The organism is Caulobacter segnis, from assembly GCF_019931575.1.
GTDB lineage: Bacteria > Pseudomonadota > Alphaproteobacteria > Caulobacterales > Caulobacteraceae > Caulobacter > Caulobacter segnis_C.
On the sequence record NZ_CP082923.1, the window covers coordinates 4,865,844 to 4,887,975 of the forward strand.

Annotated in this window: 24 protein-coding genes, 1 tRNA gene and 1 rRNA gene; 14 read left to right on the plus strand and 12 right to left on the minus strand. The window is 69.2% G+C overall.

The features are described 5' to 3' along the window. The first annotated feature begins 257 nt into the window (after window positions 1-257). A complete protein-coding gene (locus tag K8940_RS22270; RefSeq protein ID WP_223395953.1) occupies window positions 258-533 on the plus strand; it encodes a YjhX family toxin in 276 nt (91 codons plus the stop codon). Between the two features lie 43 nt (window positions 534-576). Here the strand turns inward: K8940_RS22270 and rsmD are convergent, their stop codons facing one another. Together rsmD and K8940_RS22280 are read right to left on the minus strand one after the other, a co-directional pair. Beyond that, window positions 577-1,140 carry a 16S rRNA (guanine(966)-N(2))-methyltransferase RsmD gene (gene rsmD / locus K8940_RS22275; protein WP_223392224.1) on the minus strand — a complete coding sequence of 188 codons (564 nt, stop codon included), beginning with the start codon at window positions 1,138-1,140 and terminating at the stop codon, window positions 577-579. After that, window positions 1,140-1,751, minus strand: coding sequence for a TMEM175 family protein (locus tag K8940_RS22280; RefSeq protein WP_223392225.1), 612 nt, complete (start codon window positions 1,749-1,751; stop codon window positions 1,140-1,142). The genes rsmD and K8940_RS22280 overlap by 1 nt, the downstream gene beginning before the upstream one ends. Before the next feature lie 132 nt (window positions 1,752-1,883). On the opposite strand from K8940_RS22280, the gene K8940_RS22285 reads away from it, so the two are divergent. Further along, window positions 1,884-2,873: a CPBP family intramembrane glutamic endopeptidase gene (locus tag K8940_RS22285; RefSeq protein WP_223392226.1), complete on the plus strand. Its 990-nt coding sequence runs from the start codon at window positions 1,884-1,886 to the stop codon at window positions 2,871-2,873. Here the strand turns inward: K8940_RS22285 and K8940_RS22290 are convergent. Then, window positions 2,870-4,114: a pseudouridine synthase gene (locus K8940_RS22290; RefSeq protein WP_223392227.1), complete on the minus strand. Its 1,245-nt coding sequence runs from the start codon at window positions 4,112-4,114 to the stop codon at window positions 2,870-2,872. The genes K8940_RS22285 and K8940_RS22290 overlap by 4 nt on opposite strands. A gap of 54 nt (window positions 4,115-4,168) precedes the next feature. Between K8940_RS22290 and tadA the strand changes: the two genes are divergently transcribed. Then, window positions 4,169-4,669, plus strand: coding sequence for a tRNA adenosine(34) deaminase TadA (gene tadA, locus K8940_RS22295; RefSeq protein ID WP_223392228.1), 501 nt, complete (start codon window positions 4,169-4,171; stop codon window positions 4,667-4,669). Here tadA and K8940_RS22300 read toward each other — a convergent pair. Beyond that, window positions 4,662-5,081, minus strand: coding sequence for a hypothetical protein (locus tag K8940_RS22300; RefSeq protein WP_223392229.1), 420 nt, complete (start codon window positions 5,079-5,081; stop codon window positions 4,662-4,664). The two genes, tadA and K8940_RS22300, sit on opposite strands and share 8 nt — an antisense overlap. A 130-nt stretch (window positions 5,082-5,211) precedes the next feature. On the opposite strand from K8940_RS22300, the gene pseB reads away from it, so the two are divergent. Then, window positions 5,212-6,252 carry a UDP-N-acetylglucosamine 4,6-dehydratase (inverting) gene (pseB, locus tag K8940_RS22305; RefSeq protein ID WP_223392230.1) on the plus strand — a complete coding sequence of 347 codons (1,041 nt, stop codon included), beginning with the start codon at window positions 5,212-5,214 and terminating at the stop codon, window positions 6,250-6,252. Beyond that, entirely contained in the window at window positions 6,249-7,406 is a 1,158-nt protein-coding gene (gene pseC, locus K8940_RS22310) for a UDP-4-amino-4,6-dideoxy-N-acetyl-beta-L-altrosamine transaminase (RefSeq protein WP_223392231.1), read from the plus strand. Before pseB ends, pseC begins: the two co-directional genes overlap by 4 nt. On the opposite strand, the gene K8940_RS22315 is transcribed toward pseC, so the two are convergent. The 3 genes from K8940_RS22315 to K8940_RS22325 form a co-directional block, all read right to left on the minus strand. Next, the gene (locus tag K8940_RS22315; RefSeq protein ID WP_223392232.1) at window positions 7,403-7,717 is read right to left on the minus strand and encodes an EthD family reductase; all 315 of its coding nucleotides are present in this window, start codon (window positions 7,715-7,717) and stop codon (window positions 7,403-7,405) included. The genes pseC and K8940_RS22315 overlap by 4 nt on opposite strands. Window positions 7,718-7,808: 91 nt before the next feature. Then, window positions 7,809-8,033, minus strand: coding sequence for a hypothetical protein (locus K8940_RS22320; RefSeq protein WP_223392233.1), 225 nt, complete (start codon window positions 8,031-8,033; stop codon window positions 7,809-7,811). A gap of 152 nt (window positions 8,034-8,185) precedes the next feature. Then, window positions 8,186-9,883: a hypothetical protein gene (locus K8940_RS22325; RefSeq protein WP_223392234.1), complete on the minus strand. Its 1,698-nt coding sequence runs from the start codon at window positions 9,881-9,883 to the stop codon at window positions 8,186-8,188. Window positions 9,884-10,129: 246 nt separating this feature from the next. Between K8940_RS22325 and K8940_RS22330 the strand changes: the two genes are divergently transcribed. From K8940_RS22330 to K8940_RS22350, 5 genes are all read left to right on the plus strand, one after another. Further along, window positions 10,130-10,843 carry a response regulator transcription factor gene (locus K8940_RS22330; RefSeq protein WP_223392235.1) on the plus strand — a complete coding sequence of 238 codons (714 nt, stop codon included), beginning with the start codon at window positions 10,130-10,132 and terminating at the stop codon, window positions 10,841-10,843. Then, window positions 10,818-12,434: an ATP-binding protein gene (locus tag K8940_RS22335; protein WP_223392236.1), complete on the plus strand. Its 1,617-nt coding sequence runs from the start codon at window positions 10,818-10,820 to the stop codon at window positions 12,432-12,434. Before K8940_RS22330 ends, K8940_RS22335 begins: the two co-directional genes overlap by 26 nt. Next, a complete protein-coding gene (locus tag K8940_RS22340; protein WP_223392237.1) occupies window positions 12,431-12,877 on the plus strand; it encodes an HPr kinase/phosphorylase in 447 nt (148 codons plus the stop codon). Before K8940_RS22335 ends, K8940_RS22340 begins: the two co-directional genes overlap by 4 nt. Before the next feature lie 75 nt (window positions 12,878-12,952). Continuing rightward, window positions 12,953-13,360, plus strand: coding sequence for a PTS sugar transporter subunit IIA (locus K8940_RS22345; protein ID WP_223392238.1), 408 nt, complete (start codon window positions 12,953-12,955; stop codon window positions 13,358-13,360). Then, a complete protein-coding gene (locus tag K8940_RS22350) occupies window positions 13,357-13,635 on the plus strand; it encodes an HPr family phosphocarrier protein (protein WP_223392239.1) in 279 nt (92 codons plus the stop codon). The genes K8940_RS22345 and K8940_RS22350 overlap by 4 nt, the downstream gene beginning before the upstream one ends. A 6-nt stretch (window positions 13,636-13,641) precedes the next feature. On the opposite strand, the gene K8940_RS22355 is transcribed toward K8940_RS22350, so the two are convergent. Further along, a complete protein-coding gene (locus K8940_RS22355; protein ID WP_223392240.1) occupies window positions 13,642-15,030 on the minus strand; it encodes a PLP-dependent aminotransferase family protein in 1,389 nt (462 codons plus the stop codon). 121 nt (window positions 15,031-15,151) lie between these two features. Here K8940_RS22355 and K8940_RS22360 point away from each other — a divergent pair, with 121 nt between their 5' ends. Further along, on the plus strand, window positions 15,152-16,024 hold the full coding sequence (locus tag K8940_RS22360; RefSeq protein ID WP_223392241.1) for a DMT family transporter: 873 nt from the start codon (window positions 15,152-15,154) through the stop codon (window positions 16,022-16,024). A gap of 314 nt (window positions 16,025-16,338) precedes the next feature. Here the strand turns inward: K8940_RS22360 and K8940_RS22365 are convergent, their stop codons facing one another. Next, the gene (locus K8940_RS22365) at window positions 16,339-17,580 is read right to left on the minus strand and encodes a serine hydrolase domain-containing protein (RefSeq protein ID WP_223392242.1); all 1,242 of its coding nucleotides are present in this window, start codon (window positions 17,578-17,580) and stop codon (window positions 16,339-16,341) included. 348 nt (window positions 17,581-17,928) lie between these two features. On the opposite strand from K8940_RS22365, the gene K8940_RS22370 reads away from it, so the two are divergent. Further along, the gene (locus K8940_RS22370) at window positions 17,929-18,867 is read left to right on the plus strand and encodes a pepsin/retropepsin-like aspartic protease family protein (protein WP_223392243.1); all 939 of its coding nucleotides are present in this window, start codon (window positions 17,929-17,931) and stop codon (window positions 18,865-18,867) included. 94 nt (window positions 18,868-18,961) lie between these two features. Further along, window positions 18,962-19,117, plus strand: a complete 156-nt coding sequence (locus K8940_RS22375; protein WP_223392244.1) for a hypothetical protein — start codon at window positions 18,962-18,964, stop codon at window positions 19,115-19,117. Between the two features lie 10 nt (window positions 19,118-19,127). Here the strand turns inward: K8940_RS22375 and bioB are convergent, their stop codons facing one another. Then, on the minus strand, window positions 19,128-20,159 hold the full coding sequence (gene bioB, locus K8940_RS22380; protein WP_223392245.1) for a biotin synthase BioB: 1,032 nt from the start codon (window positions 20,157-20,159) through the stop codon (window positions 19,128-19,130). 137 nt (window positions 20,160-20,296) lie between these two features. On the opposite strand from bioB, the gene K8940_RS22385 reads away from it, so the two are divergent. Continuing rightward, entirely contained in the window at window positions 20,297-21,778 is a 1,482-nt protein-coding gene (locus K8940_RS22385) for a CHAD domain-containing protein (protein WP_223392246.1), read from the plus strand. Between the two features lie 64 nt (window positions 21,779-21,842). Here the strand turns inward: K8940_RS22385 and K8940_RS22390 are convergent. Together K8940_RS22390 and rrf are read right to left on the minus strand one after the other, a co-directional pair. Beyond that, window positions 21,843-21,919 (minus strand) — tRNA-Met (locus K8940_RS22390). A gap of 59 nt (window positions 21,920-21,978) precedes the next feature. Continuing rightward, window positions 21,979-22,093: ribosomal RNA gene (gene rrf / locus K8940_RS22395) — 5S ribosomal RNA — on the minus strand. Window positions 22,094-22,132: the final 39 nt, after the last annotated feature.

Sequence of the window (22,132 nt, forward strand, 5' to 3'; positions counted from 1 at the left end):
CGATCCAGGTCCTTTTCGACCCGGCGACCCTATACCGGCCGCCGCCACCCGGGAAGGTCGCGGCTTGAGCTTCGCCGCGTCCTGCCCCATCTTGCCCGTCACCAACCTCTCTTGTGTGGTTCATGTCCGAGATTGTGCGCGAGGTCCGGGCCTAACAGGCTCCGAACCCCGGTTCGAAAGTCGATCAGGCCCGTTTCCGCCGCGCGTCACCCGCGGGTGGACGCGTGATCACGCGCCTCGATCTCTCGGACAATCCCTTGAACATCTCCAAACCGCAGCAGCGGACCCTGCACGCCCTGGCCCAGGGCGGCCGCATCGAACTCGAACGCGACGAGAAGGGCCGCATCGTCACGGCCGACTGCCTGACCCGCGACGGCTGGACCCTGACCGACTGCACGGTCGGGGTCTTCCAGTCGCTGAAGCGCAAACGGCTGATCGCCAGCCAGGACGGCGGCCCCTACCGGATCACCCGGCTGGGCCTCTCCAACCTGCGCGCCCAGCTCGACAACCGGGTGGGCGCGAAGGCCTGGTAGCTAGGCGGCGTGCGGCCGGTGGCGGCCCGCCACGCGCCCAGTATCAGACCAGCTTGTAGAAGAGGACGCGCGCGGCGCCGTAGTCGCGCGCGTCGATCTGTTCGAAACCCTCCAGCACGGGGTCGGTCTCGTCGCGACCGCGCTCGAACATCAGGATCGCGCCGGGCGCCAGCCAGTCGTGGGCCTTCAGCTCGGCCACGGCCTTCTCGCCCAGGCCCTTGGCGTAGGGCGGGTCCAGGAAGGCGATGTCGAACGGCGCGCCGGCGCTGGCCGGGCGCGGGCCCAGGTCGGTGGCGTCGCGGCGATGCACGCGGGTGACGCCGAACAGGTGCATGGCGTCGATGTTCTCGCGGATCGCCCCGCGCGCGGCGTCATCGGTCTCGACGAACAGGCAGAAGCCGGCGCCGCGTGACAGGGCTTCCAGGCCCAGCGCGCCCGAGCCGGCGAAGACGTCGATCACCCGCGCCCCATGCAGCTCCGGCGCCCAGGCGGCGTGCTCCAGGATGTTGAACACGGCCTGGCGGGCGCGGTCGGAGGTGGGGCGGGTGGCCCCGCCCGGCGGGGCGACGATGGCCTTGCCGCGATACTGGCCCGAGACGATGCGCATCAGGCGGCTTTCGGCGTGAGGCGACGGCCGATCAGGTTGAGGCCGACCACCAGCGCGGCCAGCAGCGCCCAGCCCCAAGGTTTGACCAGGCTGAAGATCGTCAGCCCGCACATCAGGCCCGGCAACAGCGCCACGCGCAGCAGCACGAACACCGCCTCGCCCGTCGGCATCGGCTCAGTCAGCTTGCCCACGAAGGCGGCGTAGGCCCAGACCAGGCCCATGGCCAGGCCGATCAGCGCCACGTGGCCGATATAGACCAGCACGGCCTCGCCGCCCCGGCTCTCCCACAGGAGCTCGGTGATCAGCGGCAGCAGGGCGATCAGGCCCAGGACCACCAGGTTGAAGGCGTCCAGCCAGCCATTGGCCCGGACTAGGCGGGCGAACACCCGGCGGTGGCTGAACCAGCAGACCCCGACTACCGCGAACGACACGGCGTAGGCCAGGAGCTTCGCGCCCATCTGGGCGAACAGGTCGGCCACGCCATGCCAGTGGTGCGGCGGATGGATCTCGATGGCCAGCAGGGTGATGGCGATCGCGAAGACGGCGTCCGAAAACAGCACCAGCCGGTGCAGGTGCCCTGGACTGGAATCGCCCGAATTCGTGTCGCTCATGCCCATTTCCTATCTTGGCCCTTACAACTGGTAACCGGATGTGTGCCGTCCCGCGCGCGCTGCGGCAAGCCGGCGCTTTACAAGATCGTGGCCGGGCCTTCTTAGTCGCGCCAATGGCGATGGACGCCAAAGGTGAAAGGCGATCGGGCGATGCGCATGGGCGAGCTGATGGAGGCGGTGAGGCGGTCGCGCTTCCTGGCCGACCTGTCGCCCTATGATCGCGATCCGTGGCGGACCGTGTTCGCCGTGCCGATCGGCATGCTGGCGGCCGCTGTCGCGGCCCTGTTGGGCGGGGTCTTCGCCATCCTGGTCGCGGTGCTGGTGGTCAGCGGCCTGGACGGCGCGCCGGCCACGGGCCACCTGTTCGCCGTCTTTTCCGACCCGAACCTGGCCGAACCGTCGGGTCGCCAGTCGCTGTTCATCCTGGCGGTGCTGGCCGGGGTGAACCTGGGCGCGGCGGTCGGCTTCGTGTTCGCGGCCGGCGCCATCCACCACCGCAAGATCACCGACTACGTCAATCGCGGCCAGCCCGTGCGCTGGCGCCTGCTGGTCGGCGGCCTCGTGCTGGTCGGCGTGGTGATGATCGCCGTGACCGCCGTCGCGGCCCTGACGGGCGAGGCGCTGGATCCGCCGCTGTGGAAGGTCTCGCCTAACCTGGCCGGCCGCGCGCTCTACGCCGCCATGGCCGTGGGCCTGCTGGTCCTGGCCGCCGCCGCCGAGGAGCTGGTGTTCCGGGGCTGGCTGCTCAAGCAGAGCGCCGCCTATGTCCGCGATCCGGTCGTGCTGATGACCCTGAACGGCCTGCTGTTCGCCGCCATCCACCTGGACCCCAACATCGACGCCTTCGTGGTCCGCGCGGCCATGGGCGCGGGCCTGACCTGGATGGCGCTGCGACTGGGCGGCATCGAGCTGGGCATCGGGGCCCACGCGGCCAACAACGCCGTGATCCTGCTGCTGATCCGGCCGATGACCACCCGCCCCGATGCGCCGCACGAGTTCAAGGCCGGGCTGATCGCCAGCGCCCTGGTGGTGCTGGCCGGCTTCATCGGCGTGGCCGAGCTGTCGGTGCGCTGGCCGGCCCTGCGCCGCTGGACCGGCGCCTCGACCCCGGCCGCCGCCTAGCGCTTGGGACCACGCGCGGCCGGGCCGCGCGAGGGCTTCGGCCCCGGACGCCCCGCCGGCCGCCCCGGCTTCTCCGACACCCGACGGGCCGCGCCTTCAGCGGGCCTCGCGTCCGCCTTGGGGGCGGGACGCGCCGCCGGCTTGCCGCGTGCGACGGGCTTGCGGTCGTCGATGAACTTGGTCTCGATCGACTTGGGCGCACGCTTGGGCTTGGCCGCGCCCTTGGCCGGGGCGTGCGGCGAGACCTTCTTCTTCGGCTTGGCCCAGCCGGCCTTGTAGACCGGCTTCTCGGGCCGTTCGGGCGTGTCGGGCTTGAGGTCGCGGTCGGCGCGCGGAACGCCCCGGCGCTGCAGGTCGCCGCCGCCGGCCGTGCCGGGCGCCTTCACGGCGTTGGCGATCCCGCCGAACTTCGGACGGTCGCCCGTCGGCATGTTCTCTTCGGGGACGACGCCCTCCAGCAGCTCGCGGATGACCCGGGGGCCGACTTCTTCGATCTGGCCAGCAGCCAGGGTCCCCAAGGCAAAAGGCCCGTAGGACAGGCGGATCAGGCGATTGACCTTCAGGCCGATCGCTTCCAGCACCTTGCGGACCTCGCGGTTCTTGCCTTCCGAGAGCGAGACCGTGATCCAGATGTTCTTGCCGCCGCCGGCCTTTTCATGGGCCTTGTCCAGCTTGGCTTCGATCGCGCCGTACTTGACGCCCTCGACGGTGACGCCGTCCTTCAGCGTGTCCAGCTTGGCCTGGGTGGTGTCGCCGAAGGCCCGGGCGCGATAGCGGCGGACCCAGGCGTTGCTGGGGGTCTCCAGCGCCCGAGACAGCTCGCCGTCGTTGGTCAGCAGCAGCAGACCCTCGGAGTTCAGATCCAGACGCCCGACCGAGATCAGGCGCGGCAGCTCCTTGGGCAGCGATCCGAACACCGTCGGTCGGCCCTTGGGGTCGTTGTGGGTGGTCATCAGCCCCGTGGGCTTGTGGTAGCGGAAGATCCGCGTCGGCTCGCGCTCGGCCACCAGCTGGCCGTCGACGGTGAGGAAATCGCCCGGCGCGACCTTGACCGCCGGGGTGGTCAGCACCTTGCCGTTGATCGCCACGCGACCGGCCTCGATCAGCCGTTCGACCTCGCGCCGCGAGGCCACGCCGGACCGCGCCAGCGCCTTGGCGACCCGCTCGCCGGGACCGCCGTCGAGCTCGCCGTCTTGACCCTCGAGTTCAGGCTCGTACAGGGGGTCATGGGGTTTGGTCATGCTCGGCGTCCTTCTGGGGCTGGGCGCATCTCTCGATGGGCTTGAAAAAATCTAATGCACACCGATCAGGACCAGGATCAAGGCTTGGAGCAGGATCGGCGGATGATGCGCCTGGCGCTCGACGCCGCCCGCGCGGCCGCCGAGGCCGGGGAAACCCCGGTCGGCGCGGTGATCCTGGACCCTAGGACCGGCGAGGTGATCGCCACAGCCGGCAACGGCCCGATCGCCGCCCACGACCCCACCGCCCACGCCGAGATCGCGGCGATGCGGGCGGCGGCGGCCAGGCTGGAAAACTACCGGCTGACCGACCTGACCCTGGTCGTGACCCTGGAGCCCTGCGCCATGTGCGCCGGGGCGATCAGTCACGCGCGGATCGGCCGGGTGGTGTTCGGGGCCGAGGATCCGAAGGGCGGCGCGGTCGTCCACGGCCCGAAATTCTTCGCCCAGCCCACCTGCCACTGGCGGCCGGAGGTCACCGGCGGGGTGCTGGCCGAGGAGAGCGCCGAATTGCTGCGGGGCTTCTTCCGCGCACGCAGGAAGACCAAGCTCAGCTGAGCATCGCCGAGCCCATCAGGACCTTGGCGCCGGGCTTGCCCAGCACCTGGTCGCAGGCCTTCTGCAGCTCGCGGCCAACATAGTCCATGTCCGGGGCGATCCCGCCGCGCAGGCCGGCCGCGTAGACCATCAGCACCTGGGCGAAGGCCGCCCGCAGGCGCGGCGTCGAGGCCTGGGCCCGCGCCATCAGCACCGGATCCTTGGCCTCGATGCCGGTGTCGACCGTCATCACCCCCCGGCGGCCGTCGCGGCGCAGGACCACCGCGTTGATCGGATCCAGCTGGAAATAGGTCGGCGGCGCCTTCTTCTCTTCCTTGCCATGCGCGGAAGCGAAGGCGTTGGCGGGCATGACCAGAGGACCGCCAGCGAGGGCGGCGGCCAGGGCGATCGGGAGGAGGCGATGGCGGCGCATGACGCCTTGCTACCGCGAGGCGGTTGACGTCCTCTTTACGCCTCTGCGCGCATCAAGGGGCGTTAACCACGATTCGTCGCCGAGCCCCGTCTTGGGCCTGGAGGCTGGCGGACGTCGCAGGAGGCTGAACTTGGGCCGTTTTTCCCCCAAATCCCTCGATCTGGACGGCAAGGTGATCCTGGTCACCGGCGGCACCGGCTCGTTTGGCCGGAGATTCATCGAGACCGTGCTGCGCCGCTATGACCCGCGGAAGGTCATCGTCTATTCCCGCGACGAATTGAAGCAGAGCGACATGCAGATCGAACTGCGCGAGCAGTTCGACGACAAGACCGTCGCCAAGACGCGCTTCTTCCTGGGCGACGTCCGCGACCGCGAGCGCCTGACCCTGGCCCTGCGCGGCGTCGATATCGTCATCCACGCCGCCGCCCTGAAGCAGGTGCCGGCGGCCGAATACAATCCCTCGGAGTGCATCCACACCAACGTGCTGGGCGCCGAGAACGTGGTCTGGGCCAGCCTGACCAACCACGTGAAGCAGGTGGTGGCCCTGTCGACCGATAAGGCCTGCAACCCGACCAACCTTTATGGCGCGACCAAGCTGGCCTCGGACAAGACCTTCGTGGCGGCCAACAACCTGTCGGGCGACATCGGCACGCGCTTCGCTGTCGTCCGCTATGGCAACGTGGTGGGCTCGCGCGGCAGCGTCGTGCCGCTGTATCGTCGCCTGCTGGCCAACGGCGCGACCGAGCTGCCGGTCACCGATCCGCGCATGACCCGCTTCTGGATCACCCTGAACGAGGGCGTCGACTTCGTGCTGTCGTCGCTGACCATGATGCGCGGCGGCGAGATCTTCGTGCCCAAGATCCCTTCCATGGCCATGCCCGACCTGGTCAAGGCTATGTCGCCGGACGCCGGCATGAAGGTGATCGGCATCCGCCCGGGCGAGAAGCTGCACGAGATCATGATCAGCGCCGACGACTCGCGCTCGACCGTCGAGTTCGAGGATCGTTTCGCCATCGAGCCCAACTTCGCCGAGTTCGGCCGCACGCCCTATGGCGCGGCGGACGGCGCCAAGCCCGTGGCCGAGGACTTCTCGTACAGCAGCGACAACAACCACGACTGGCTCTCGCCCGAGGGCCTGCTGGCCATGCTGGAGGAGAAGGCCGCGCGATGAGCGGCTTTCTTCCCTACGGCCGCCAGACGATCGAGGATGACGACATCGCCGCCGTCGCCGAGGCCCTGCGCGGCGACTTCCTGACCACCGGCCCGACGGTCGAGGCGTTCGAGACCGCCTTCGCCGCCAAGGTCGGAGCCCGGCACGCCATCGCCGTCTCGAACGGCACGGCCACCTTGCACCTGGCCATGATGGCCCTCGGGGTCGGTGAGGGCGATGTCTGCGTCGCCCCCTCGGTCACCTTCCTGGCCACCGCCAACTGCGCCCGCTACGTCGGGGCCGAGGTGGTGTTCGCCGACGTCGATCCCGACAGTAGTCTGATGACCCCCGACACCCTGGCCGGGGCCCTGGATCGCGCCCGCGACAAGCGGGTGAAGGCAGTGCTGCCCGTCCATCTGCGCGGCGACGTCTGCGACCTGCCGGCGCTAAAGGCCCTAGCCGACGCGGCGGGCGCGGCGCTGGTCGAGGACGCGCCCCACGCCCTGGGCTCGATCGGGACCTTCGGCGGCGTCGCGCATCCCGTCGGCGACGGCGCCTATTCCAGCTTCGCCAGCTTCTCGTTCCATCCGGTCAAGACCCTGGCCACTGGCGAGGGCGGCATGCTGACCACCAACGACGCCGACCTGGCGGCCAAGGCCCGCCTGCTGCGCTCGCACGGCATGGTCCGCCAGCCCGGCGGCGATCCGTGGTGGTACGAGATGCCCGAGCTGGGCTTCAACTATCGCATCCCCGACGTGCTGTGCGCCCTGGGCCTGTCGCAGCTGAACAAGCTGGACCGCTTCGTCGCCCGCCGCCGCGACCTGACCGCGCTCTACGCCCGCCGACTGCCCGAGCGCGCGCCCAAGGCGCGGCTTGCCGCGAGCCCGGCGCATTCGAACCCGGCCTTGCACCTCTTGACCGTGCTGATCGACTTCGAAGGCCTGGGCCTGACCCGACGCGCCGTGGTCGAGGCGCTGAAGGCCAAGGGCGTCGGGACTCAGGTCCACTACATCCCGGTCCACCGTCAGCCCTACTACGTGAACCGCCAGGGCCTCGCCGACCTGCCCGGCGCGGACGCCTGGTACGCCCGCTGCCTGACCCTGCCGCTGTATCCAGCCATGACCGACGGCGATGTCGAACGGGTGGTCGACGCGCTGGCGGAAGTGCTGGGCTAGTCCGCCGCCACGCTGATCTGGGCGATTGGCTGGATGTCGGTGAAGTTCGCGACGTCGGCCATCACCTCCGGCGCGCGGGCGCTGGTCAGGGAGGCCTGCATCGCTTCGGCGTCGCGGAAGAAGAGGTGGGCGATCGTCACGAACGGCGCGGGCCCGCCATCGCCGCTCGACAGCCCTCTGAGCACCTGAACGTCCGTCAGACCCGTCGGCGCGAAGGCTTCCCTCGCCAGCGGGATATGGATGTCCCGGTAGTAGTCGTGGTCGAACTTCGCGCCGTCGCGGGCGGGATAGAGGACGGTGAACACAGCCATGGCGATCTCCAGGAGGCGGAGCGATGGCGACCCCAACGGCCGCCCGGGCTCAGCCTACCGGGCGCCGTCGGGGAAGAGTCAAAGGGTCGGTTCAGAAGACCATGAAGACCGAGCCGGGAGGACCGGACTGGGCGATCGCGGTCAGTTCCGTGATCTCCAGGGCGCCGGCGTCGCGGAGGGTCAGCCTGGCGCCGTTCACCAGCTTGTTGGCCACCGCCGCCAGTTCATCGGGCGTGTAGTCATTGGCGCTCAGCTCGAAGCCGCCGCCCGCGCGCGCGATGGCGATCAGGTCGCCCACGCTTTTCTTGTTCGCCATGGAGTTCTCCCGATTTGAGTTGTGGGACGTCGTGTCCGCCCCTGCCGGACCGATTCAACTGACAAGCGAAAAAGAATCGAGTCGCCCGCGAATGTCGAGGCCGGCCACGGAAACTTGACCGTGAGACTCGACCACGGCGATGCGGCGCCGGTTCAGGCGGCCTGGCCGACCAGCGTCTTGATCAGGTCCATCGTCTGCGGTGAGTCCTGAAGCTGCTCGCGAGACCCCGGATCCCGGGCCAGTTTCAGCGCCTCGACACGGGCTCGGTCGGCGACGGGGCCGGTCGGGCCGGCCTCGCCCATGGCCAGCTTGGCCAGCAGGGTCAGGCGGTGGGGCAGCGGCGCGGGTGCGCGGACCAGCATGGTCAGCAGCCGCGAGTCCGCCTCGATCAGGGCCCCGATGTCGCCCAGCTTGGCGCAGAGGGGTTCGTAATCCTCGCGCACCAGGCCCGACCGGGTCAGCGAGCGCTGGAGGACGGCCAGGTGGCTGAGCTTGGCGACCGGCGAGTCCGGCCCCTGGCGCAGCTCCTTCTCGAAGCGCATGGCGCTGATGTTGGCGTTCAGCCAGCGGGAGGCGTTGCGCTTGTTGACCGCGCCCATGACGTTCTCGGCCAGGCGGATCAGCATCTTGATCTCTTCGTGGGCCGAGCGGTCACGGCCCAGAAGCGACTCGATGAAGTCGCCGTTCAGCAGGGTCTTGGAGCGCGTGGTGAAGGCGCCCTGGATGTCCTCGGCCTGCAGGATGCGGCCGGCCGCGGCCGTCAGGCTCATGGCCAGGGCGCGCAGGAACTCGATCTCGGCCTCGGCGTCGCTCGGCTTCAGGCGACGGACGCCGTTCAGCTCGGTCAGGACGCGTTCGGCGATGGCCTTGCGGACACTGGGGAAATCGTCGCCGGCCAGCCATTCGCTGAGACGACGGGCCGTGCCCGACAGCTCGGGCATGCAGCCCCGAACGCTGGCCTCGATGCGGATCAGGGCCTCGACGGCGGCGCCGCCGGTCATGCGGGTCATGGCCGCCAGGGTCGAACCCAGGTCGTCCTTGGTGTCCAGAAGGTCGGCCATGCCGGCGCGCGAGCCGATGATCTCGGCCAGCGGCTGCTCGATGGCGCCCAGGGCGGCGGCGCGGGCGCGGGGCTCGGTCGGCGCGGCGTCGGCCAGGTCCAGCAGGCGGGCGATCTTCTCCGACCAGTTGGCGGCGGGAGCGATCGAGGCCGCGACGCCGGCGCCCAGCAGGAAGGCGCGATCCGGGTCCGCGACCAGGCGCTCGGCCGCCTTGGCGAAGCCTTCCTTGTCGAGGTCCGGCAGGTCGCCCTTCTTGAAGGACTTCATCAGGTTGGCGACGGTGCGCTCGACCAGGCCCTGGAAGTGGCGGATGACCTCGTGCACGGTCTGGCCGCGCGCCTCGGCTTCCGGAATGGCGATCTTCTGCAGCGCGTGCTGCAGGTCGGTGCCGGAGGCCTCTAGCTGCTCGACCAGATCGGGACGGTGCAGCAGTTCGAACGGGGTGGCCTTGTGCCGGTTCAGCCAGCCTTCCAGCAGGCGGCCGATACGGTCACGGGCGTGGGCGGTATAGAGGTCGGCGGGCTGCACGCAGAGGGGGTCGCGCTCTTCGACCTCCTTCTTGGGCTTGCCGCCGTCGACCATGCCCTTGGTGAAGATGGCGATGGACTTGTACTCGCCCGTCGACGGGTCGAGGGTTTCCTTGCTGACGCGAACGGCGACGGCGCGGCCCTGCTCCAGAACGTCTTCGGCGACCTGCAGCGCGTGCGCGCGGTTCTCCGAGGCGATCTCGAGCGTCCACTGCGCGCCGACTTTCCGCCGGACAAAAAGCTCGTAATGGACTTGGCTCATGCCCCACTCGCCCCAGGAAACCTTAATGGTCCAGGAACCCTCACTATGGGTCTCAAGACCTTAAGGTGAGGTTGAGGCGCCGGTTTTCCGATACAGAGCGGGCGGATAGGCCCCAATCACGCCTTCGTGGGGCCGCAAAGCCCGGCCAGAAGCCTTGGGAAAGCTTTACCGCGCCACGCGTTGAAGCTGCGTCGGTCGATCGATAAGATCGCCGGACGACGGAAGGTATAGGACAAGAACGACGAAATGGCCGCCATCACCCTCATTGACGACGACGAGAACATCGTCGCCTCGGTCTCGCTGGCGCTGGAAAGCCACGGCCACGCGGTGAAGGCCTATTACGACGGGGTCGCGGGGCTCGAGGCCGTCGAGGCCAGCCCGCCGGACCTGGTGATCCTGGACGTGAAGATGCCTCGCATGGACGGGATGGAGGTGCTGCGGCGCCTGCGCCAGACCTCCGAGATTCCGGTGATCATGCTGACGTCCAAGGACGACGAGATCGACGAGATCCTCGGCTTCAACCTCGGCGCCGACGACTACATGCACAAGCCGTTCAGCCAGCGCCTGCTGCTCGAGCGGGTGAAGGCCGTGCTGCGCCGCGCCCGTCCGGACGAGGAAGAGGTCGGCGGCGCGGCCGCGGCCGGAGCCGCCGGCTCCAAGGTCATGAAGCGCGGCAAGCTGACCCTCGACCCGGCCCGCCACGACAGCCTGTGGGACGGCCGCCCCGTGCGCCTGACCGTCACCGAGTTCCTGCTGCTGCAGGCCCTGGCCCAGCGCCCGGGCTTCGTGAAGAGCCGCGACAACCTGATGGACGCCGCCTACGACGATCAGGTCTATGTCGACGACCGCACGATCGACAGCCACATCAAGCGCATGCGCAAGAAGTTCCGTCAGGTCGACCCGGAATTCGACTCCATCGAGACCCTGTACGGCGTTGGCTATCGTTACCGCGAAGCCTGAGCCGAACGCCGCGGGCGCGGCTGAACCCAGGCGGCGCTTCGCCTGGCCGCGCGGGTCGCGGCTCGGTCGGCTGATCATCACCCTGAACGTCCTGGCCCTGGCGATCGTGATCGTCGGGGCCTTGGTGCTGAACGAGCTGCGCTCGGGCCTGATCAACGCCCGGATCGACAGCCTGACCACCCAGGGCCAGCTGATCGCCAAGGTGATCAACGAACTGGCCACACAGGGCGACCCCGAGCCCACCCTCGACGCCGCCGCCGCCAGCCAGATCCTGCAGGTGCTGTTCATCCAGCACTCGCAGCGCGCCCGGCTGTTCGACGCCCAGGGCAAGGTCCTGGCGGATTCCTTCGTGGTCGCCGACCGCGTCGACTGGAAGGTGCTGCCCCCCGCCCGCAAGCCTGGCCAGAACAACGACGGCGGCCGTCTGGCCCCGCGTGAGGCGGCCAAGGCCGAGAAAGCGCGCGCGGCGCTCGTCGACGAGGTCGCCCAGGCCGTGCGGAGCGGCCGCGCCGTCACCGGCATGCGCGTCTCCGAGGACGGTGAGCGGGTGGTGTCGGTCTCGATTCCGATCCAGCGGGTCCAGGCGGTGCTGGGCGTCCTGACCCTGGAGGCCGGCGGCGTCGACGAGATCATCTCGGCCGAGCGCAAGGCCCTGCTGCCGTTCATCGTCGTGGCGATGATCGCGATCGTCATCTCCAGCGTTCTGCTGCACCGCCTGATCGCCGTGCCGGTGCTGCGCCTGGCCCGCGCCGCCGACCATGTCCGCCTGCAGGGCGCACGCGCCATCTCGCTGCCCGACCTCTCCGAGCGCCGCGACGAGGTCGGCGACCTGTCGCGCTCGCTGGAGGACATGACCCACTCGCTGTCCGAGCGCATGGACGCCATCGAGCGCTTCGCCGCCGACGTGGCCCACGAGATCAAGAACCCGCTGACCTCGATCCGCTCGGCCATCGAGACCCTGGACCTGGTCAGCGACCCGGCCGCCCGGGCCCGGCTGCTGGCCATCCTGCAGAACGACGTCAACCGCCTGGACCGCCTGGTCACCGACATCTCCAACGCCTCGCGCCTGGACGCCGAGCTGTCGCGCGAGCATCCCAAGGTGGTGGACCTCTCGCGCCTGCTGACCGAGATCGCCGGGCTCTACGAGGCCCAGTTGCGGCCCGGCGAGGCTCCCGGCAGCGTGCGGGTCGGCCTGCGCATCGCCGATCCCTCGCCGCCTTCCACGATCCTGGGCCGCGAGACGCCGATCGGGCAGGTGTTCCGCAACCTGGTCGACAACGCCCGCTCGTTCAGCCCCGCCGACGGCGAGGTGCGCATCCAGCTGGCCCGCACCCGTGGCCATCTCCTGGTCATGGTCGAGGACGACGGTCCGGGCATACCGCCCGACAACCTCGAGACCATCTTCGAGCGTTTCTACACTTCGCGCCCCAAGGGCCGGGCCTTCGGCGGCAATTCGGGCCTGGGCCTGTCGATCGCCCGCCAGATCGTCGAGGCCCACGGCGGGACGATTCGCGCCGAGAACCGCATGGACATCGCCGGCGGGATCGCCGGCGCCCGCTTCGTGGTCGAGCTGCCGAGCGTCCACGAATGAGCGACTCGGATATCCGCCACGCCGGCCTGATCGCCCTGCGCCAGGACGGCCTGTGGCGCGGCGCGCTGATCGAGGGTCCCTCGGGCGTCGGCAAGAGCGACCTGGCCCTGCGCGCCCTCGAGGCCGGCTTTCGCCTGGCGGCCGACGACCGCGTGATCGTCTTCACCGCCGGCGGCCGCCTCTATGGCAAAGCTCCCGAGACTCTGGCCGGCCTGATCGAAGTCCGCGGCCTGGGCGTGGTCGCCGAACCGGCCCTGCCCTTCTGCGAGATCGCCCTGCTGGTCCGCTGCGTCGAGCGTCCCGAGGCCGTCGAACGCCTGCCCGACCCGCGTTCCGAGGCCATGCTGGGCATTGCCGTCCCCGTCTTCGACCTGTGGCCGCGAGAACCCGCCGCCCCCGCGAAAATCCGACGCATGATGCAGTCTCTTGGAGTCCAATCCTAACGGGCGTATCAAGGCCGCCCGCGCGACGCTCTCCCGGTCGCGCCGGGAATGGGGATCCCGTTTGAGATACAAGGCATGATCGGGCTCGTGATCGTGACGCACGGGCGTCTGGCGGAGGAATTCGTTTCCGCCATGGAGCATGTGGTGGGGCCGCAGGCCGCCGTGAAGGCGATCTGCATCGGCCCGGAAGACGACATGGAACGTCGCCGCTCGGATATCCTGAAGGCCTGCGCCGCCGTCGATGTCGACAGCGAGGGCGTCATCCTGCTGACCGACATGTTCGGCGGCACGCCCAGCAACCTGGCCATCTCGGTGATGGAGCAGACCAAGGCCGAGGTCATCGCCGGCCTCAACCTGCCGATGCTGATCAAGCTGGCCAGCGTGCGCCAGCGCGAGAGCCTGCAGGCCTGCGTCGCCCACGCCCAGGAGGCTGGACGCAAGTACATCTCCGTGGCCTCCTACGTGCTCGCCGGGGAAAAGTGACGGGCATGACGTCAAGGACGGTCGAGATCATCAACGAGCGCGGCCTGCACGCCCGCGCCTCGGCCAAGTTCGTGAAGACGGCGTCCGGCTTCGACGCCGAGGTGACCGTCAGCCGCGAAGGGTCATCGGTCGACGCCCGCTCGATCATGGGCCTGATGATGCTGGCCGCCGGCATCGGCTCGACCATCGACATCACCGCCGAGGGCCCCGAGGCCCAGGCCGCCGTCGAGGCCCTGTGCGAACTGGTCGAGAACCGGTTCGACGAGGAGCGGTAGGCCGCCTCAGCCGCGCGCCAGCGCCGCCTTCAGCACCTGAAAGACGCGCGGGTCGCGCATCTGCCCGACATTGAACCGCATGAAGTCCGGCGCGGTCTGGGCCGCGCTGAACACGTTTCCCGGCGCCAGGATCACGTCCTCGTCCAGGGCCAGGCGGGCGACGTTGGACGCGTCCCGGCCGTCCGGCAGCCGTCCCCACAGATAGAACCCGCCGCGCGGCGTCACCCAGGCGCGTACCCCGAGGTCCGCCAGCCGCGCCGTCGCCTCACGCCGCGCCCCCGACAGCCGTCGCCGCAGCGCCTCGACGTGTCGGCGATAGCCGCTGTCCATCAGGCTGTCGAAGACCAGTCGGGCGGCCACCGGACTGGCCCCGCCGAAATGGGTGGCGACCTGCAGGTCGACCATCGCCTCGATCCAGTCGGGCCGCGCGGCGATGTAGCCGCAGCGCGTCGAGGCCGACAGGGTCTTGGAGAAGCTGCCGATGCGGATGACGTTGACCAGGCCGTCGAAGGCCGCCAGGCGCGGCGAGGGATCGGGCTCGAACTCCGCGAAGATGTCGTCCTCGACGATGACCAGGCCGTGGGCCGAGGCGACCGTCAGCAGCCGGTGAGCGGTCTGTGCCGACATCGTCGCGCCGGTCGGATTGTGGATCGCCGAATTGGTGATGTAGAGGCGCGGCCTTTCCTCGGCCAGCACTTGCGCGAAGCGCGCCACGTCGGGGCCCGTCGGCGTATAGGGCGCGCTGACAATCCGCGCCTTGTGGGCCCGCAGCAGGGCCTGGAAGTTGAAGTAGCAGGGATCGTCGACCAGCACCGCGTCGCCGGGCTTGAGCAGGAACCGGCAGATCAGGTCGATCGCCTGGGTGCCGGACGTGGTCAGCAGCACCTGGTCGGGCCCGATGTCCAGGCCGTCGGCCGCGCCGCGCCGGGCCAGCAGGCGGCGCAGCTCCGGCAGCCCGCGCGACGGCCCGTAGTCGGCCAGCAGGGCGTCATCGGCGCGGGCCAGGCCGCGCATGGCGCGTCGCAGGATCGCGTTGGGCATCCAGTCCGGCGGCAGCCAGCCGCAGCCGGGCTTCAGCGCCGCCGCCGTCGCGTCCAGCGACTGGCGCGACACCCACAGCGGATCGATGGCGCGATCGGCGCGGGTCTCGAGATCGTTGACGGCCGGCGTGACGGCCCCGGCCGAGACATAGAAGCCCGACCCCGGCCGCGAGAGCACGACGCCCTCCGAGACCAGGCGGTCATAGGCCTCGACGACGGTCGAGGGCGACGCCTTCAGGGTCGCGGCCAGGGCGCGGATCGAGGGCAGGCGGTCGCCGTGCGACAGCGACCGGCTGGCGATCCGGCCGCGGATCGCCGCCATCACCTCGCCTGTCCGGCTCGTGGTCTGGCTCATGACATCGCCTCAACTGTGTGGCTCTTGATAGCATACAGTTCGGTCTAGATTGTACGGATCGTTCCTGGGCCGCGCGCCGCCTTCTCGCCTATGCCTCGACGCTTCTCGCGGGGGACGACGGATGGAACAGGCATCGCAGGAATCGGCCAAGGGCTGGGGCAGCGGCCTCCTGGGCGTGATCATCTTCAGCGGCTCGCTGCCGGCCACGCGCGTCGCGGTGGAAGGGTTCTCGCCGGTGTTCCTGACCTCGGCCCGCGCCGTGATCGCCGCCCTGCTGGGCGCGGTCCTGCTGCTGGCCCTGAAGCAGAAGCCGCCAGCCCGGTCCGACCTGCGCGCCCTGGCGGTCGTCGCCCTGGGCGTGGTGGTCGGCTTTCCGCTGCTGACGGCCCTGGCCCTGCGCCACGTCTCGGCGGCCCACTCCATCGTCTTCGTCGGCCTGCTGCCCCTGGCGACGGCCATCTTCGCCGTGCTGCGCGGCGGCGAGCGACCCCGGCCCGCCTTCTGGATCTTCTCGATCGTCGGCAGCCTGTCGGTCGCCGGCTTCGCCGTCTCGCGCGGCGGCGCGGGATCGCTGATCGGGGACCTGCTGATGGTGGCGGCGATCGTCGCCTGCGGCCTGGGCTACGCCGAGGGCGCGGTGCTGTCGCGGCGTCTGGGCGGCTGGCAGGTGATCTGCTGGGCGCTGGTCCTGGCCCTGCCGGTCATGGCCCTGGTTGCTCTCGTCACCCTGCCCGCCAGCTGGCGCGGTGTCGGGACCCCGGCCTGGCTGGGCCTGGCCTATGTCTCGGTGTTCAGCATGCTGGTCGGCTTCGTGTTCTGGTATCGCGGCCTGGCCCTGGGCGGCATCGCCAAGGTCGGCCAGCTGCAGCTGCTGCAGCCGTTCTTCGGCCTGGCCCTGGCCGGCCTCCTGCTGCACGAGCCGATAGCCCCGGCCATGATCGCCGCCGCCGCCGTGATCGTCCTCTGCGTCGCCGGCGCCAAGCGGTTCGCGTGAGATAAAGGGGGCGGCGCGGGTCTGGGGAGGGTGGATCTCCGATCTCTCCTCCCCCTCTGGGGGAGGTGGCCCAGAGGGCCGGAGGGAGAAGCCGCATGCCCCCTCAGTCGCTCCGCGACAACGCCCCCAAGAGGGGAGCAGAATCGGCATTCGGTCGATTTCAGATGTTGGCTCGGCGCTTGGAAGACGGAGAACGCGGCGGCCGCAGGGCGTCCGTCTCCGTTTGAGATAAGCGAACCGTTCTCTCTGATCAGCCGATAGCTCTGTTGTGTTCCGCCGAGTGAGGCTGCCCCATCTGGCGCCATGAGCGCCGATTAGACCAAGGACTTCAGCCGGTCGATCCCGGTTGCCTGCCGAACGATCAGGGATGCAAGCGCATTTCCGTTCGCGGCATTGGTGAAGACGACGATCGCTCGCCCGCGGCGGGCGTCGCCGACGCCCAGCGTTTTGAAGATCCCGTAATTGCTGCCGCTGTGTTGGAACAGCGGGCCCGCTGAAGATTGTTCGAGTTCCCAACCCAGTCCGCGCGCAATGTCGCGCCCGCGCACGTCGAGCTGAGGGGTGAGCATCGCCCGCCGGGCCGCATCGCTGATCTCCCAGCCCGCCCGCCCCGGCCGGTCCATCATCAGCAGCATGTACCTCGCATAGTCGGACGCCGTCGTCAGGAGCCCGCCCGCCGAATTGACCAGCAGGTCGTGCGTCGACGGCGTCGTCTTCGGATCGGTCTCGCGCATCGCCGAGATCGAATCTTCGTAGGTCCATGACGCGATCGGCTTGCGCCACTGCGAAGCGACCCGAAGCAGCCGGTCGCCCAGCTCGCGCGTGGGCTGGGGAGGAAGCGCCCGCTCGCCTTCTGGAGGCTCGGAATGGCCAAAGACCGCTGACTTGGCGATCTGTTCGTCCCAGCCGAAACTGCTGTGAGACATTCCAGCCGGACCGAACAGCTTCGCCTGCATCACACTGCCAAGGCCCATTTCCATAATCGTTTCGACGACCAACTGGAGCCAGATGAAGGCTTCGCCCGAATAGGTGTAACGCGATCCAGGCATTTGACTTGTGACGAGCGGCGCGGAAGCCCAGTTGGGCAAGCCGGTCGAATGCGCCAGCACATGCCGGGCCGTGATCCGTTCCAGATTCGGGTCATCACCCAGATTCGCAGGCCGGCGGTACGCGACGAGCGGCGTGTCGAGGTCCAGGCGCTTTTCATCGACCAGCCGCATCACGACATAGGCGAAGACCGGCTTGGTCATCGATGCCGCTTCAAACAACGTGTCCTCCCGCACAGGGTCGCGGGTGAGAACGTTTTTCACTCCGAAGCTGCCGCTCCAGGTGAGCTTTCCCCGGTCTATGACTGCAATGGCGACGCCGGGCACCCCGGCAATCCGCATGAAACGTGGAAGCTCCTGAACCAGATCTTCCGACGGAATCCAGGCGCCGCCGTCCGGGCATCGGGCTCGCGGACGGGCGTGGGCAGACGTCGACCCGCCGCTGACGGTCAGTGCTGCGGATCCAATCAGCAAAGCCCGCCGCGCGAACATCGTTCCAGAAGGACTCATCTAGGTTTCCATAGGCCGGCGCGAAAGTCTTGCGGTCTGGCGGCCGTATTTCAAGGGATGATCGCGCGTAGGTTGGCAGGATATTCTCGTCGGCACCGCGCGCGGTCGAGAAGCCGTTCGACGACGGAGACCTTCAGATCGCGACGGCGAGTCATTGCCGGTCTCGGTGAACACCGGCCCTGAAATGAGGGGGATGGACCAGCGGCGCCAAAGGTCGGTCGTCGGCGCCGGGAAGCGGACCCAGCGAACGTCCGAGAAGGGTGGAGATTGGACCTCAGGCGCCCTCAACCTTGACGTTAAATGCTGGCGGATTAGCCTCAAAGAGAGGTGGCGATCGTGGAGGTTGGCGTGTCGGTTTTGGCTCTGATCTTCAGTGGCTTGCTGGCGGGGCAAAGCGTCTCACCACCGAACCCATCGCCTTCTCCGCCTGCGACGAGCTCCGAGATTCAAGTTAAGGTGCGTTTCGCGCCCCAAGCTGCCCACAAGCCCGCGGCGTATGAACTGGTTCGTGGCCACGTGACCTTCAGGGCCGTAGTGGCGGGGCGCGACGTTTGGGCTCTGCTGGATACCGGGGCGGAGCGCAGCCTGATCGACACGACACTGGCGGCCGACGCCGGTCTCCAAATCGGCGCGCCGCAGGGGATGGTCCGAACATCCACCGGGTCTTCGATCCCGAAGCGGCGGGTGTCTGATGTCCAGATCAGGATTCCTGATCAACTTGAGATTCAGAGCCCCGCCGTGGCCGGTTTTGACATGGCCGCGCTATCGGCGGCGATGGGCCGCAAGATCGAATTCATCCTGGGGGGCGACCATCTGTCCCAGCTCGCGGTCAAGCTGGACCCGGCAAAGCGAACCCTCGACCTCTACCCATCGGGCGTGTTGCGGCCTCCCGCAGGCTTTCCGTTCCTGCCCCTCAAGGACGGCTACCGGATTGAGATAGACGTCGACGGCAAACCCGTCGTCATCGAAGTTGACCTGGGCGCCGCCGGCGCCCTTACGCTTGAGCCGAACGCCTGGCGGCGGGTCGGACCAGCCAATGCCAGCGTCCAGCGAGGGGAAACCGTTGGCGTGGACGGGCTCAAGCGGGCTGCGGATTTCGGCGTCCTGCCCGTCGTGAGCCTTGGCGCCAATCGCTACACGAACGTTAGGACCAAGATCTTCCCTTGGTCTGGTGACGACACTGAAGGCGCGATCGGCATGGATCTGCTGGATCAGCTTTTCATTGTGCTCGATGCCAAAGCTGGAAAGATGTGGCTCGCACCGCCGGCTGGCATGCCGCGTGGCTGAAGCGCTAGGTTGGGTTAAACGCCGATGTCCGCAACGGGCCGTAAGCGGCCTCCCGGGTCGGTGCAGCCTTAGATCTCTTGGAGGCTGCCGCCATGTGACCACGCTCCTGGACGAGGCCGAGCACGACATGCGCATCCTGACTCGCGAATACCCGCCGCAAGTGCTGGCGGAATATCTGGCGGGCGCCGCCGAGACGCGACGTGAGTTCGAGGACGGGCGGCGCGAGATCCTGCTGAACCCGCGCGCCTGATCGTACGGTCCTACTCCGCCGCGACGACCTCGTGCGCGTGGTCGTGCGCCTCGACATGGACCTTGCCGCCCATGGGCCGCAGGTCGAGGTCGTGGAACAGCTTGCTGTCCTCGTCCATGCCGGGCAGCGGGGTGGTCAGGAGCTTGCCGCCGACGAAGATGGAGTTGGCGCCGGCCATGAAGCACAGGGCCTGCAGTTCGCGGCTCATGCCCTCGCGGCCGGCCGACAGGCGGACCATGGACCGGGGGCAGACGATGCGGGCCACGGCGATGGTGCGGACGAACTCGATGGCGTCGATCTGCTTGTCGCCGTCGGCCAGGATCCTGTCGCCCAACGGGGTGCCGCTGACCGGGACCAGGCCGTTGATCGGCAGGCTGTCGGGATGGGCCGGCAGAGTGGCCAGTTGGTGCAGCAGGCCGGCGCGGTCGCGGCGCTGCTCGCCCATGCCGACGATGCCGCCGCAGCAAGTGCTCATGCCCGCGTCGCGGACATGGGCCAGGGTGTCCAGCCGCTCCTGATAGGTGCGGGTGGTGACCACGTCCTTGTAGTAGTCCGGGCCGGTGTCGAGGTTGTGGTTGTAGTAGTCGAGGCCGGCGGCCTTCAGGGCCTTGGCCTGGTCGGCGGTCAGCATGCCCAGGGTGGCGCAGGTCTCCAGGCCGAGCGCCTTCACCTCGCCGATCATTTCGGTCAGCTTGGGCAGGTCGCGGTCCTTCAGCTCGCGCCAGGCCGCGCCCATGCAGAAGCGCTGGGCCCCGCCGTCGCGGGCGGCGCGGGCCTTGGCCACCACGTCGGCGGCGGCCATCAGCTTCTCGGCCTTGAGGCCGGTCTTGAAATGGGCGCTCTGGCTGCAATAGCCGCAGTTCTCGGCGCAGCCGCCGGTCTTGACCGACAGCAGCTGCGACAGCTGCACCTCCGACGGATCGAACCCCGCCCGGTGCACGCTCGCGGCCTGGAACACCAGCTCCATGAACGGCAGGTCGAACAGGGCCTCCACCTCGGGAAGCGTCCAGTCGTGGCGGGGGGCGGCGTTGATTTGGCTCATGGCGCGCACGTTTGGACCCGTGTCAAAGACTTGGCAAGACGCTTGGGCCCGCGCCTCGGGCAAGACCCTTGGCAAGACGGCGGAGACAGGTCATAGCGCTGTCGGAGCCAGGCGAGCGCTCTGGAGTTGATCAGGTCATGGATCGCGAGATCGAGCTGAAATTCCTGATCCCGCCGGAATCGGCGGCGCTGGCCCTGGCCCAGCTGCACGGCGAGGGCGCGGTGCGCCAGCTGGACGCCACCTATTTCGACACCCCAGACCACGCCCTGCGCAAGGCCGGCTTCGGCCTGCGCGTCCGCGACGGCGAGGGCGGCCGCAAGCAGACCCTGAAGTCGGCCTCGGCCGGCGGCGTCTTCTCGCGCGGCGAATGGGAGACGGCGATCGCCGGGCCCGATCCGGACCGCGACGCCCTGGCCCGCACGCCGGCGGCCGCCATGCTGGACGGCGAGACCCTGACCCCGGTCTTCACCACTCGGGTCGAGCGCGTCGTTCGCATCGTCCATGTCGGCGACGCCATCATCGAGGCGGCGCTCGACCGGGGCGAGCTCAGCGCCGACGGCCGTCGCGCGCCGGTCTGCGAACTGGAGCTGGAGCTGAAGGCCGGCCAGCCGGGGGCGCTGTTCGACCTGGCCCGCGAGCTGGCCAAGCGCACGCCGCTGCGGCTGTCGCTGATCAGCAAGGCCGAGCGGGGCTACGGCCTCGCGGCCGGCGTCGACGCCCCGGCTCCGCGCCGGCAGGCCGCCGCCCTGGACCCGGCCGCCAGCGTCGGCGAGGCGCTGCAGGCGCTCGGCCAGGCCGATCTGGCCCACCTCTGCGCCGGCCTCGAGGCCCTGCGCGAACGGCCCGAGCCGGACAGCGTCCACCAGGCGCGGGTCGCCACCCGGCGGCTGCGGGCGCTGCTGAAGATCTTCAAGCCGCTGGCCCGGGACGAGGCCGCCCGGCGGCTCGACGCGGAACTGGCCTGGCTGGCCGGCGAGTTCGACGCCGCCCGCGACCTCGACGTCTTCGTCGGCGAGGTCTGGAACGCCAGCGCCGCCGGCGCGGCCTTCGCCGGTCGCGACGCCTTCGAGCGCGGTCTCGAGGCCGCCCGCGCCAACGCCTATCTCCGCATGGAGGCGGCGCTGGAAAGCCCGCGCGCCCGCGACGTGCTGCTTGAGGCCGCCGCCTGGCTGGAAGCCGGCGCCTGGACGACAGATCCGGGGCTCGCCGAGGTCCGCGACGGCCCGGCCGCGGCTCACGCCGCCAAGGTGCTGGAACACCGCCTCAAGCAGGTGAGGAAGCGCGCCAAGGCGTTCTCCGACCTCGACGCCCAGGCCCGCCACAGGCTGCGCCTGAAGGGCAAGACCCTGCGCTACGCGGCCGAGGACCTGGCGGGGTTGTTTCCGGAGCATCCCAAACGCGCCGAACGCTTCATCGCCGCTTCGCGCGCCGTGCAGGACATCCTGGGCGCTCTGAACGACCGCAGCGTCCGCCAGACCCTGATTGAGACCGTCAGCCACGGCGACGCGACGACTGCCCGCGACGCCGCCCGGATCGCCCTGGCCGACGACGAGACGGAGCTCCTCGACCGGGCTCGCCGGGCGCTGGACGACCTGCTCGACGCCAAGCCGTTCTGGTGAGGCTGGAAGATGAGACCAGAAACGCAAAAAGCCGCCCGAAGGCGGCTATTGCTTGGAAGACCCTTGGGTGCGGGGACAGGATTTGAACCTGTGACCTTCAGGTTATGAGCCTGACGAGCTACCGGGCTGCTCCACCCCGCGTCAGGGTGTTTGATTGTGATGGCAGGGCTTGGACTTAATCGGAGATATCCTTTTGGCGGACCTGGCGGCGACCTACTCTCCCGCGCCTTGAGACGAAGTACCATTGGCCCAGGGGGACTTAACGACCGAGTTCGGAATGGGATCGGGTGGGGAACCCCCGGCAAAGCCACCAGGTCAGCGAAAAGGATATCAGTCGCTCTCTTGCGAGAGCGA